Raw genomic sequence first — 12,197 nt, forward strand, 5'->3', positions numbered from 1 at the left:
TCCCGAGGGTGGATGGGTGTGGCGGTACGTGGTGGCCACCTTTCCCGCCACGCCCAGGACCCACCTGGTGTGGGGGAGGCGGCGGTTTGTGGTGGAGCACTTCTTCAAGGCCATGAAGGGGGAGTTTTCCCTGGGGCGGTTTGGGCAGCGGACGGCGCTGGGGGCGCGTCGGTTCTTGGTCCCGTCGCTTCTGGCGTATCCTCTGGCGCGCTGGGTGAAGCTGGGCGCGGGAGGCTGGGTGGGAGGCGGCGCGGGTTCTCTTTTCCGGATGGTGGCGTGGGTTCTCTGGCGGGAACTCTGGCGGCTTGGGCTCAGGCCGCCGGGTCCTCCTGGGGGGGCAAGGTGGAGGGGGCAGGGGGTGGGGTATGCAGGTTTATGCGGGGTATGCGGGTGGTGCAAGTTTTGAGTCGCCACACCTCTCCCCTGTTCCCCACCCTTGTACGAAGGCCTCTGGCCCAGGAAAGGTTCACCGCCGACGCACCAAGCTAAGCCCTACGAGGGCTAAAAGCGTGGCATAGAGCAGGAACGAGGCCACGGCGCTCGCCGCCCGGAAGTCTTCCCTTAGGCTTTGGAAGAGGAGCAGGGGTAAGGTAATCGTGCCGAAACCTGCCACCATGCTGGTCACCTCAAACTCCCCCATGGAGATGGCGAACACCACCAGGCTCCCGGAAAGCACCGCAGGCAAGAGGTTCGGCAGAAGAACGTGGCGCAAGCGAGGCCAGAGGCCGGCCCCGCAGGATCTAGCCGCCTCCATCAGCAGCCGCACTTCCAAGCCCGTAAGCCCGGCATACACGGTCCGGTAAAAGAAGGGGAAGCCCAAGGCAGCGTGCCCGAACACCACGATTCCCAGGGTGCCGGAGAGGGCGAAGGGTGGGCGGTTGAAAGCCACAAGAAAGCCAAGGCCCACCACCAGGGGGGGAACCAGAAGGGGCAGGACCTGGAGGAGGCGCCCCAAACCTTCCCCCACCCTGCCCCGCCAAAGGTGTACCACGTAGGCCATGGGCACACCCACGACCACATTGAGGGCCACCGCCAGGAGGGCCACGCGGAGGGAGAGAAATGCCGCCTCCAGGTACCTGGGATCCCTCAGGATTCGGGCATACCATTCTAGGGTGAAGCCCTCGGGTAGCACTCCAAGCCATAGCCGGCTAAAGGAGTAGGCTACGGGTGCCAGCATGGGGAGAAGCATGTAGAGGAGAAAGGCGCCAAACAGAACCCAGCCCAGCGCCTTCACCGCCGGAACCTCCTTTCCCAGAGGGCTAAGGCGTATAGGCCTAGCCCGGTGCTGGCCATGAGGACCACCGCCAGGGCCGCAGCCTGGGGTAGGTCAAAGGTACTCTCCGCCACCAGGCTGTAGATCTGTAGAGAAAGCAGGTTCTTGGCAAATCCCGTGAGGGCCAGGGCGGTGCCAAAAGCCCCCATCATCCCAGCGAAGACAATGCTCGCCCCCGCCAGAATGCCCGGCATGAGGGCGGGTAGAAGCACGCGAACCCAGGCCTGGAGGGGCGTGGCCCCGGAAGCTCGCGCGGCCTCCATGAGGCCTCGACCCACGGTCTCTAAAAGGGGCATGAGGGCCAGTGCAAAAAGGGGGATGTTGTAAAAGGGGAAGACGACAAAGAGTCCCAGCCAGGAGTAAAGGTCAAACCGCGGCAACCCCAACGCGGCGAGCAGCTGGTTCACCACCCCATTCCGCCCCAGGAGGACGATAAAGCCGAAGGCCACCACCAGGCCGGAAAGGGATACCGGTATGGCGTAGAGGCTCATGAGAAGGCCTTTGGCCCGCGCGGGTAGTCCACTGGTCCAGTACGCCACGAAGAGCCCGCCCGCCGCTGCGGCCAGGGTGGAGAGGAGGGCGAAGACCAAGGAGTTCCGCCAGGCCTCGAGGTAGGCGGGGGCGGTGAGGGCCCGGGCGTAGCGGGTTAGGGTGAGGCCCTCGGGCGCGGCGAGGCTCCGCTCCAGAATGGAATAGAGGGGGAAACCGAAGAAGAGAAGCAGGAAGAGGAGGCCAGGAAGGATTAGGAAACGCTCGCCGCGCACCAGGGCCCCCCTCGGACTAGCGGATGGTCTCCCCGTAGTACTTCTGGAGCGCCTCGGAAATCGCCTCTTCCTTCTTGTAGTCCACAAAGCGCACCTTGGCGTAAGCGCTCTTGGGCGGGAACTTCGCAGCGATCTCTTTGGGCAACTCCACGTCGGGCCGGATGGGGCTCACGAAGGCTTGGGCGAAGAGGCTCTGCCCGTACTTGGAGAAGATGAACTCCAGGAAGAGCTTGGCCGTGTTGGGATGCGGGGCGTTGCGGGCGGCCACGATGCCCCCGCCGTTGGCCAGGGTCCCGTCTTGGGGAATGACCACCTCCGTGGGGAACGGGAAGCGCTCCTTCCAGGCCAAGAGGTTGTAATCGTAGTTTATGAGGATGCCCACCTCGCCCCGCTCAAACTTGGCGGTGGTCACCTTGGGCTCCACCGCCCCGATGACCCCAAGCCGATGGAGGCGGGCGAAGAAGTCCACCCCCGCCTTGTAGTTGTAGGGGTCACCCGTGAGGGCATAGGCGGCGCTCATGATGGTAGCCACCCCCGTTCCGGTGGCCCGCGGGTCCTGGTACTGAATGAGCCCCTTGTATTCCGGATTTTCCAGCTCCTTCCAGGTCCTGGGCACCCTCTTGACCAAGCTGGTGTTCACGATCCAACCCAGGGTACCCTTGTAGCCGGTGTACCAGGCGGAGCCGTCCTTACCTTCCCCCCGCTGGTCCTTGGGAAGGGCTTCCCACGAGGTCACGCGATAGGGGAGCGTCAGGCCCTCCTCGGCGAGGGTCATGGCGAAGGCGGGCTTGAGGTCGGCGATGTCGTTCTTGCTGGCCTTTTCCTCCCGCATGCGGGCCAGGACAACGGCGCTTCCCATGTCGATGTCTTGCTGGCGGATCCCAAAGAGCCGTTCGAACTCCCGGAAGATACCGCCGTAATTGGCCCAATCGTTGGGCATGCCGTAGCTGTTGATGACCCCGCCCTCCGCCCGGGCCTTCTGGGCCAGCTCGCGGATGTAGGCGTTGTTCAGCTCCGGTGGGAGCTGGGTTCCCGCCTGCGCCAAAGCGGGAAAGCCCCGCAGGCTCAGGGCCAGCAGGAGGAGTCCCGCCACTCCAAGGGCCGTCAAAACCGCATACCGCTTCATCAGCCACCTCCTTTTGCCTCGGGGAGGATCCCCGTTGCGGCCAAGCTTTCGTGCACATCCACGTACTCCCCCGGGTTCCGGGGAGGGAGCTCCACCAAAACGGTGCAGGGCAAGGAGGCGAAGGGCCGGAGGTCCTCGGGACCAGGCGGCAGGTGGAGGTCGTAGCGCCCGTCGTTGGTGTGGGCGTGGACGTGGGTGAGGCGATGGCCCAGGCGGGCGAGAAACGCCTCCGGAACCTGCCCCGCCATGCGGGCGTGCCCCAGGTCCAGGCAAAACTCCAGGCGGGGCACTTCGAGGAAAAAGCTCATCTCCTCAGGCGTCCTGGGAACCTCTTGGGGGGCAGGCAGGTTCTCCAGGACTAGCCGAAGCCCCAGGTGCCACGCCCGCTCCGCCAGGTGAGCCAGGGCATCCCTGGCTCGCTCTAGGTACTCCCTTCGCAACCGGGCCTCTTGGGCCCGAAGGGCCTCGTGGGCTTCCGAAAGGCCGGGCGGTGGGTAATCCGTCCATGGCAGGTTGCCCGCATGAACGTTGACCAAGAGGGCTTCCATCCGCGCCGCCCGCTCCAGGTCCTCCTCTAAAAGGCGCAGGGAGGCCTGGCGGATCTCCGGGACCAAGGAGCCGGGGTAGAGGTCCTGATAGCGGGCGTGGAAGGTGAGGGAATACCCGAGGCCCCTGGCCTCCCGCGCCGCCCCCATCAGGTCCTCCGCCGCCGAACCCGGGACCTCGAGGAAGGCGTAGCGGCCTGCCAAGCCCCGGGCGTAGGCCAAGAGTCCCTCCGGGTCCTTAGGAGGCCGAAAACCCAGCTTCATGCTTCCTCCTTAACAAAGGGGGCAGCCTCGGGGAGGGCTAGCCGAACCGTTTCCCCCACCCTGGCCGCCTCCTCGGGGTTCAGGTCCACCTTGAGCACAAGCCCCTCCGCCTCCACCTCCAGGCGCACCAGGCTCCCCAGGTAGGTGGCCAGGACCAACCGCCCCTCCAGGAAACCCTCGGGATGCACGCGCAACCGCTCGGGGCGCAGGAGCAGGTACCCCTGGCCCTCCCCCTCCACCCGGACCGGCCAAGGGCGGTGGCGGTGGAAGCGGCCCCCTCGCGCTTCTCCCGGGACCAGGGTCCCCGTGCCCACAAAGCGGGCCACAAAGGCGTTGGCGGGTGCCTCGTAGATCTCCCGGGGCGTCCCCAGTTGCTCCACCCGCCCCTCCCGCATGACGGCGATGCGGTCGGATAGGGCCAGGGCCTCTTCCTGGTCGTGGGTCACGTACAGGGCGGTCAAGCCCGTTTCACGCTGGAGCCGCTTCAGCTCCCCCCGGAGCTCCTCCCGGATCTTCGCGTCCAAGGCGGAAAGGGGTTCGTCCAGGAGGAGGACCTTGGGTTCCCGGGCCAGGGCCCGGGCCAGGGCCACCCGCTGCTGCTGTCCCCCGGAAAGCTCCCGAGGGTATCTCCCCTCGAGGCCCTGCAGGTGGACCATCTCTAGAAGCTCCCCCACCTTCCGCCGCACCACCCGCTCAGGCAAGCGGCGAAGGCGTAAGGGAAAGGCCACGTTACCAAAGACGGTCATGTTGGGGAAAAGGGCGTAGTTCTGGAAGACCATGCCGATGGGGCGCCCCTCGGGCGGGAGGCGGTTAACGCCCTGCCCCGAGATGCGCACCTCCCCCTGGTCGGGGGTCTCAAAGCCCGCCACGAGGCGCAGGGTGGTGGTCTTCCCGCACCCCGAAGGGCCCAGGAGGGTGAAGAACTCCCCCTCCCGCACGGAGAGGCTCACCCCGTCCACCGCCACCACCCGACCGTACCGCTTGCGCACCCCAATGAGATCCACCACCGGCACCACTCTCCCCTTGCCCCGTCAGCTCCGTGTCAAGAGGCGGTAGTAGGCCACCACCAGCGCCATGGAAAGGAAGAGGAGGAGGTAGCCCATGGCGCTCGCCCCCGAAAGGTCCAAGCCCAAAAAGGCTTTCCGGTAAATATAGTAGCTCACCAGGTCCGTGGCCGAACCGGGCCCCCCGCGGGTGAGGACGTAGACCAGGTCGTAGGTGCGGGCCTCCACCAGGGTCTGGAGGACCAGAAGGGCCAGGAGGACGGGCCTCAGGAGGGGCAGGGTCACCCGGAGGAAGGCCTGCCATGGGGTGGCCCCGTCCACGTAGGCCGCCTCCAAGGGCTCCCGCGGGAGGCTCCGGAGCCCCGCCAGAAGGACCAAGGCGGAGAAGGAAACCTGCTGCCAAACGTCCACCAGGGCCAGGGAGGCGAGGGCGTACCGCCCGTCGCCGAAGAAGTCCACCCCTCCCACGAGGTAGGCCAGGATGCCCAGCTCGGGGTGGAGGATCATCTTCCAGATGAGCCCAACCCCCACGGGGGCGATGAGCATCGGGAGGCTAACGGCAAAGTAATGGAACCCCTTTAGGGGAAAGTTCTGGTGCAGGAGGACGGCGAGGAGAAGCCCCAAGGCCAGGGTGAGGCCCACGGTGAGGCCCACATACAGGGCGGTAAGCCCCAGGGCGTGGAGGAAATAGGGGTCGCCTAGCGCCTCGTGGTACCGGGTGAGGCCCCGGAAGGCGAAGTCGGGCCGGAGGAAGGTGTACCCGGTGAAGGAGAGCAATAGGGCGTAGAGGAGCGGGAAACCCACCACCGCCCCCAGGACCAAAAGCCCTGGCAGGGCGAGGAGCCTAGCGGTCCACCGCTCCCCCATGGCGCCTACCGTAAAAGCCCCGCCTTGCGCAAAAGCCCCTCCAGCCCCTTGGCGGCGTCCTGCAGGGCGGGCTTCACCGCCTTCTGACCGGCGGCGGCCAGGCTGATCTCCCGCCCCACCACGTCCTCCATCTCTGCCGTGTAGGCAAAGATGGGCACCCTTTTAGCCCCGGCGATGATCCGCTCCGCTTCCTTGTAGTAGGGGTACTTGCGGAGCACCTCGGGGTCTTGGAACACATCCTTGCGGGTGGGCGCGTGGCCGGCCAGGGCGCGTCGCTTGACGATTTCCTTGGACTCCACCCAGCTGATGAACTTCCAGGCCGCCTCCTTGTTCCGGCTGTTCTTGGGAATGGCCCAGCCCCATCCCCCGTTGACCCCGGCCCCACCCGGCACGGGGACCAGGGCCACCTTGCCCGCCACCTGGGGGCATTGCTTGGCGTCGTCCAGCTGCGGGAGCATCCACCAGTAGGTGATCATGCTGAAGGCCCCGCCCTGGCACATCACGCGGAACGTATCGTCCAGATTGGCGTTCAGCGCCCCCTTCTGCGCCCCCTGGCGGATGTTGCGCACGTAGAGGGTCAGGGCCCTCTCCCCCTGGGGGCTGTTCAGGGTGACCCGCCAGTTCTTGTCCACGTAGTCCCCGCCCCCAGCGAAGAGGTAGTTGGAGAACTCCATGAAGTTGGGGTCACCCCGCTGCCCCTGCATGGCCGCCCCCGCCACCCCGGCGTTTCGCGCCATGAAGAGGGAAAGGTCCACGTACTCCTGGAGGGTCTTGGGGAGGGCCAAGGCCCTGTTAAACTCCCTCCGGAAGCGGTCCCGCAGGTCCTGCCTGTTCAGGAGGTCCTTGCGGTAGATGAGCCCCATGGCGTAGTTGTACATGGGGATCATGTAGAGGGTGCCCCGGTAGTAGCCCACCAGGTCCAGCATGGAGGGGTAGTAGACGGAGAGGTCAAAACCCGAGGCCTTCACGTAGGGTTCCAGGGGCTCGAGCCACCCCGCCGCCGGGAACTCCCCCGCCCAGAGGAAGTCCACCTCCAGGAAGTCATAGGCGCTTTCCGGGGCCAGGAGCTGGGCCACCAGCTTGTCGTGCATGGCGCTGTACTGCACCTTTTCGAACTCCACCCGGATCCCCGTGGCCCGCTCAAACTCGGGGAGGAGGGCCTCGATGATCCGCGTTTCCGGCACGTCCTCCATGAGGGCCCTCAAGACCACCCCCTGGGCCAGGGAGAGGCCCAAGGCCGTCAGCCCCATGACCAACCAACGCTTCATGGCCATCACCTCCTTCACTTCACCGCCCCCAAGGTGAGGCCCGCCACGAGGTAGCGGTCCACCGTGCGGGCGAGAAGGGCAACGGGAAGGACGGAAAGCACCACCCCGGCCGCCACCTGCGCGAAGAGGACACCCCGCTGCGTCACCAGGGTGGAAAGGGCCACCGGGATGGTCTGGGTTTCCCGCCCCGAGAGGAGGAGGGCGAAGAGGAACTCGTTCCAGGAAAGCAGGAAGCCCAAGACCCCGGCGGCGAAGAGACCGGGGGCGGAGAGGGGCAGGACCACGCGGAAGAAGGCCTGAAGGGGGGTAGCCCCATCCACATAGGCCGCCTCCTCCAGCTCCCGGGGCAAGCCCTGGAAGAAGCCCAAGAGAAGCCAGGTCATGAAGGGGAGGGCAAAGGCCAGGTAGGCCAGGAGCAAGGCCCAAATCGTCCCGGAAAGCCCCAGGGTGCGGAAGAGGGCGAAAAGGGGCAGGGCCAGCACGATGGGGGGGAGCATCTGGGTAGCCAGGACGCCGAAGCGGAGGCCCTCCCCCCCCAGGCGGTGGCGGGCCAGGGCAAAGCCCAAGCCGGCGGCGAGGGGAAGGCCCACGAGGACCACGAGGGAGGCCACGAGGAGGCTATTGCGGAAGGCCTTGCCGAAAGGGCCTTCCAGGACCCTGAGGAAGTTCTCCAACGTCCAGGGCCCGAAGGCCGGAGGGAGGGCATAGGCGAGCCCCTCGGGGAGCAGGGCGCTCCGGAGGGTCCAGAGGAGGGGGAGGAGGAAGGCCAGGCTGAAAACCCATAGGAGGGCGTGGCCCAAGGTTTTCAGAGCCTTAGAAGATCCAGGCACCGCCGTTCACCTCCAGGGCTTCGCCGGTGAGGAAGTCCGAATCGGGGCCCGCCAGGAAGCTCACCGCCTTGGCCACATCCTCGGGGGTTTGCAAGCGGCCCAGGGGGGTCTGCCGGAGGTAGTCCCGAAGCACCTCCTCCGGGGTTATGCCCCTGAGCCTCGCCTCCCAAGCCACCTCACGCTCCTGCATGGGCGTGCGCACGAAGCCCGGGTTCACGGCGTTCACCGTGACCCGGTGGGGGGCGAGTTCCTTGGCGGCAGCCTGCACCAGCCCCAAGACGGCGAACTTGCTGGCGGAGTAGTGGGCCAGGAGGGGGGCCGCCTGGCGGGCGGCCATGGAAGCGGTGGCGATGATCTTGCCCCTAAGCTCCCGCCCCGGCATGAAGTCCTGGGCCACCATGGCCCGGGCGAAGGTCTGGAGGGTGAGGAAGGTGCCCTTGGCGTTCACGTTCATGTTGTAGTCCCACTCCTCCTCCGTAAGGTCTAGGAATCGGTTCATGGTGGAAACCCCGGCGTTGGCCACAAGGACGTCCAGCCGGCCATCCTCCCCATACACGCGCTCCCGGGCCGCCTCTAACTCTACCCGGGAGGTGACGTCCAGCCTCAGGTAGGGCATGCCCAAAGCCTCCCCCACTGCCTTGGCCCAGGCCTCCTCCCGGTCAGTGATCCAGACCTTAAACCCATCCTTGACAAGCCTTTCGGCGATGGCGCGTCCAATGCCGCTGCCTGCTCCCGTGACCAGGGCGTTAGGCATACAACCTCCAAAGCTTCGGATAGAAGTCCTTGAGCCGCTCGTAGAGCTCCCGGTAGCGGGCGTAGCCCTCCCGGTAGACGGGGATCCAGGCAGGCTCGGGCGGCGTCACCTCCGCCACCTCCCGCCGCAGGTCGCCGAAGCCCCATAGCCCCGCCGCCACCCCCGCCAGGAAAGCCGTGCCGTAGGCGCTACCCCGCTCCCCACCCACCAGGCGTTCCAGGGGCCTTTCCAGAACCGAGGCCAGGATCCTGCGCCAGAGGCGGCTCCGCGCCCCTCCGTCCATGACGAAGAGGCGCTCCACCCGGTGGCCGCGCGCCTCGAGGACCTCCACGTGGTGCCGGAAGGCGTAGGCCACCCCCTCCAACAGGGCCCGCCAGAGGTGGGCGGGGGTGTGGAAGAGGGTCAGGCCCACCACCGTGCCCCGGGCCTCGGGGTCGTGGATGGGCGTCTTCTCCCCGAGGAAGTAGGGAAGCGCCAGCACGCCCCCCGCCCCCGGGGGCACCGCCTCCGCCTCCGCGTCCAAGGCGGCGAAGGAAACCCCAGGGCGGAAGGACTCCCGGAACCACTTGAGGAGGCTTCCCGTGGTGGCCATGCACCCGTTGATCACGTGGAGCCCGGGGATGTCGTGGAAGTCTATGAAGAGCTCGGGCACCGGCGCAAAACGGTCCACGGCGTACAGGAAATCCCCCGCCCCGCCCAGCTTCACCACGGCCTCGCCCTTTCCCACGAGGCCTGACGCCAAGGCGGCGGCGATGTGGTCGGCGCTCCCGGCTATGACGGGGAGGCCCTCGGCAAGCCCCGTGGCCTCCCCCGCCCCCTCGGTGACCCCGCCCACCACCTCCCAAGGCCGGCGCACCGGCCCAAAAAGGTTTGGGGAGAGGCCCAGGTAGTCCAGGACCTCCCCAAGCCAGGCTCCCCCTGGTTCCCAGAGCCCGGACTCCAGGGCCCAGTTGGCCTCCTGGTAGCGGACGCCCGTGAGCCGGAAGGTAATGTGCTCGTAGGAGCCGGCGATCCAACGGGTGGCCGAAAGCACCTCCGGCTCGTGGCGTCGGAGCCAAAGGAGCTTGGGCCCCAGCACCTGCTGGTTCCAGGTGGCCCCCGTCCGGGAAAAGAGCCAGGCGTCCCCAAAGCGCTCCTTAAGCTCGCGGATCTCGTGCACCGCCCGGGCGTCGTTCTGCTGCAAGGAGGGGCGGAGGGGCCTGCCCCCTTCGTCGTGGAGCACCAGGGCGGGGACCATGCCCGAAACCCCCAGGGCGCGGAGGCCGCGGGGGTCCCTGCCAGCCAGGGCCTGGGCGGTGGCGGCGAGAAACCCGCGCCACCAGTCCTCGGGATCCTCCTCGGCGTATCCAGGGGCCGGGCTTCGCAGGCTGTGGGGGTGCTCCCCCTGTCCAAGAACCTCTCCCCCCGCCCCCAGCAGGAGGGCCTTCACGGCCGTGGTCCCCACATCCACGCCCAGGACCATCACCGCCCCCTCCACTTGCGCACGATTTCCATGAAGCTCCTAGCCCGCTCGGGGTCCACCTCGTTCCAGGTAACCCCGTCCCGCTTGAGGGCCGTGCCCACGATGACGCCGTCCGCCACCTCTAGGATCTCCGCCACCGTTTCGTGCCGCACCCCCGTGTTGGCCAGCACGGGAACCTGGGGCAGGGCCGCCTTCACCGCCCGCAGGTGGTCCAGGCTCACCCCCTCCCCCGTCATGGGCCCGGAAACCAGGATGGCATCGGCCAAGCTGGAGAAGACGGCGCTCTTGGCCCGCTCGGGGAGGCTACGACCGTCCAAGGGGGAAGCGAACTCGGCGGAAACGTTGTAGAGGAGAAAGAGGTCCTGCCTCTGGAGACGTTTCCGGTATCGCAGGGCCTCCGCCGCCCGGCCCTCCCAGATTCCCATATCCGACCCGTAGGCCCCTGTGAAGATCTCCCGGGCGAACCGGGCACCCGTGGCGGCGGCCAGGGCCATGGTGGCCATGGGATCCCAGAGGACGTCCACCCCAAAGGGCAGGCGGATCGCTTCCCGAAGGCGGCCGATCACGTAGGCCATGGTGGCGGTGCTGGCGGGGTCCACCCGGAGCTCGTAGGGGCGGTCGTTCTCGTTGCCGAACATCACCGCATCCACCCCCGCCTCCTGGAGGGCCAGGAGGTCCCGCCGCGCCGCCTCCACGATGCCCTCGAGGTCCCCGTCGTAAAGCGGCGTGCCCGGGAGGGCCTTAAGGTGCACCATGGCGATCACCGGCTTCCTGCCAAAGAGGGCTTCAAACCGCTCCACTCACCACCTCCACCTCCACCAGGGCCTCGAGGGCGGGATCCTTTAGGTCCGTGACCACCCGATCTAAGGCGGCAAGGAAGGTCACGAAGGCCGAAGCCCGCTTGCCCCACTTGCTCCCGTCCGCCAGCAGGATGGTTTTGTGGCTCACCGCCATGGCCTTCCGCTTCACCGCTGCTTCCTCAAAGGTATGGTTGGTCACGCCCTCGGTATCAAAGGCGTCCGCTCCGATAAAGAAGAGATCAGCCCGCACCCGCTCCAGCAACTCCTCCGCCCACGAACCCACCAAGCTGTAGAAGCCGTTCCGTACCCTCCCCCCTACCAGGAGAACCTCCGTTTCCCCTTGGGCCAGGGTCTGGGCCACAGGAACATCCAGGGCCACGACCCTTAAGGGCCTGCCGGCAAGGAGGCGAGCCAGCGCCAGGGTGGTGGTACCGGAGTCCAGAATGACGGTGGCCCCATCGGGGACGAGGGCGCTGGCCCGCCGGGCGATGGCCTCTTTAGCCTCCCGGTTCCTGCCCAACTTGAGCGCATACGGGGGTTCCCCCTCGGGCACCATAGCGCCACCGTGCTCCCTTAAGAGGAGGCCTTGACGGGCCAAAGCGGCCAAGTCACGGCGCACCGTGGCCTCCGAAACTCCTAGGTGTCGGGCGAGGTCCTTGGTGCTCAATCCCCCGTACCGCCGTAGCAAGGTGAGCAGGCTCTGCCGTCGTAAGCTGGCCAATGACATCTTTGTGCGCAATTTTAAGCGAATGCGTGCGTATTTGTCAAGAACAAGCGGGCTTGCCCTGCAAACTTCGCCTGCAGTATGCATCCTAGCGCCACGGGCAAGCGCAGCCTTCCGCGGCGAGAACCGAGCCCCAAAGAGGTTCCTCACCCACCGCCTCGCCCGGCTCCTCTTCCGCGCCTTCCACGAGCTCACTTACCGCCAAACCGAGGCCTTCCCGCAAGAGAGGGAAGACCCCTTCCCCTCCCACCCGTCCCTGGCCCGCTACGCCCCCCACCCCTTGGAGCGAAGCCTCCTGATGGACCCCCTCCAGCGCCTGGCCCGGGAATTGGCGGCCCACCTCTCACACCAGGATCCCGACCCCCCATTTACCCCATGGACACCACCGGCCTGAGCCACCGGAGGGAGGACCAAGTACCGCTTGGGGGGGCTGCGGGCGTTCCTGGAGTTTTTGGCCCACGGCTATGTACACGTCAAAACCTCCATAGGGCATAACCCCAAGGGACTTCCGCGCCT

12 protein-coding genes and 1 pseudogene are annotated in these 12,197 nt (G+C 66.9%); 1 reads left to right on the plus strand and 12 read right to left on the minus strand.

The window, feature by feature from the left end:
• Positions 1-406, plus strand: a pseudogene (locus L0D17_RS12005) (transposase); the annotation flags it as partial.
• A 60-nt stretch (positions 407-466) separates the two neighbouring features.
• Here the strand turns inward: L0D17_RS12005 and L0D17_RS12010 are convergent.
• Genes L0D17_RS12010 through L0D17_RS12065 form a run of 12 tightly spaced genes read right to left on the minus strand, consistent with a single transcriptional unit; the run spans position 467 to position 11,684 of the window.
• Positions 467-1,234 carry an ABC transporter permease subunit gene (locus tag L0D17_RS12010; protein WP_243095528.1) on the minus strand — a complete coding sequence of 256 codons (768 nt, stop codon included), beginning with the start codon at positions 1,232-1,234 and terminating at the stop codon, positions 467-469.
• A complete protein-coding gene (locus L0D17_RS12015) occupies positions 1,231-2,037 on the minus strand; it encodes an ABC transporter permease (RefSeq protein WP_243095529.1) in 807 nt (268 codons plus the stop codon). Before L0D17_RS12015 ends, L0D17_RS12010 begins: the two co-directional genes overlap by 4 nt.
• A gap of 16 nt (positions 2,038-2,053) precedes the next feature.
• Positions 2,054-3,163 carry an extracellular solute-binding protein gene (locus L0D17_RS12020; RefSeq protein ID WP_243095530.1) on the minus strand — a complete coding sequence of 370 codons (1,110 nt, stop codon included), beginning with the start codon at positions 3,161-3,163 and terminating at the stop codon, positions 2,054-2,056.
• Positions 3,163-3,972 carry a sugar phosphate isomerase/epimerase family protein gene (locus tag L0D17_RS12025; protein ID WP_243095531.1) on the minus strand — a complete coding sequence of 270 codons (810 nt, stop codon included), beginning with the start codon at positions 3,970-3,972 and terminating at the stop codon, positions 3,163-3,165. The genes L0D17_RS12020 and L0D17_RS12025 overlap by 1 nt, the downstream gene beginning before the upstream one ends.
• On the minus strand, positions 3,969-4,985 hold the full coding sequence (locus L0D17_RS12030; protein ID WP_243095532.1) for an ABC transporter ATP-binding protein: 1,017 nt from the start codon (positions 4,983-4,985) through the stop codon (positions 3,969-3,971). Before L0D17_RS12030 ends, L0D17_RS12025 begins: the two co-directional genes overlap by 4 nt.
• An 18-nt stretch (positions 4,986-5,003) precedes the next feature.
• Positions 5,004-5,843 (minus strand): carbohydrate ABC transporter permease, encoded by an 840-nt coding sequence (locus L0D17_RS12035; RefSeq protein ID WP_243095533.1) that lies wholly within the window; start codon positions 5,841-5,843, stop codon positions 5,004-5,006.
• A 5-nt stretch (positions 5,844-5,848) separates the two neighbouring features.
• Positions 5,849-7,111 (minus strand): extracellular solute-binding protein, encoded by a 1,263-nt coding sequence (locus tag L0D17_RS12040; protein WP_243095534.1) that lies wholly within the window; start codon positions 7,109-7,111, stop codon positions 5,849-5,851.
• A 14-nt stretch (positions 7,112-7,125) separates the two neighbouring features.
• Entirely contained in the window at positions 7,126-7,941 is an 816-nt protein-coding gene (locus L0D17_RS12045; RefSeq protein ID WP_243095535.1) for a carbohydrate ABC transporter permease, read from the minus strand.
• A complete protein-coding gene (locus tag L0D17_RS12050; RefSeq protein WP_243095536.1) occupies positions 7,925-8,695 on the minus strand; it encodes an SDR family NAD(P)-dependent oxidoreductase in 771 nt (256 codons plus the stop codon). The genes L0D17_RS12045 and L0D17_RS12050 overlap by 17 nt, the downstream gene beginning before the upstream one ends.
• On the minus strand, positions 8,688-10,157 hold the full coding sequence (locus tag L0D17_RS12055) for an FGGY-family carbohydrate kinase (protein WP_243095537.1): 1,470 nt from the start codon (positions 10,155-10,157) through the stop codon (positions 8,688-8,690). The genes L0D17_RS12050 and L0D17_RS12055 overlap by 8 nt, the downstream gene beginning before the upstream one ends.
• Positions 10,157-10,957, minus strand: coding sequence for a BtpA/SgcQ family protein (locus L0D17_RS12060; protein WP_243095538.1), 801 nt, complete (start codon positions 10,955-10,957; stop codon positions 10,157-10,159). The genes L0D17_RS12055 and L0D17_RS12060 overlap by 1 nt, the downstream gene beginning before the upstream one ends.
• A complete protein-coding gene (locus L0D17_RS12065) occupies positions 10,944-11,684 on the minus strand; it encodes a DeoR/GlpR family DNA-binding transcription regulator (protein ID WP_243095539.1) in 741 nt (246 codons plus the stop codon). Before L0D17_RS12065 ends, L0D17_RS12060 begins: the two co-directional genes overlap by 14 nt.
• Positions 11,685-12,197 lie beyond the last annotated feature (513 nt).

Source organism: Thermus thalpophilus (assembly GCF_022760915.1).
Classification (GTDB): domain Bacteria; phylum Deinococcota; class Deinococci; order Deinococcales; family Thermaceae; genus Thermus; species Thermus thalpophilus.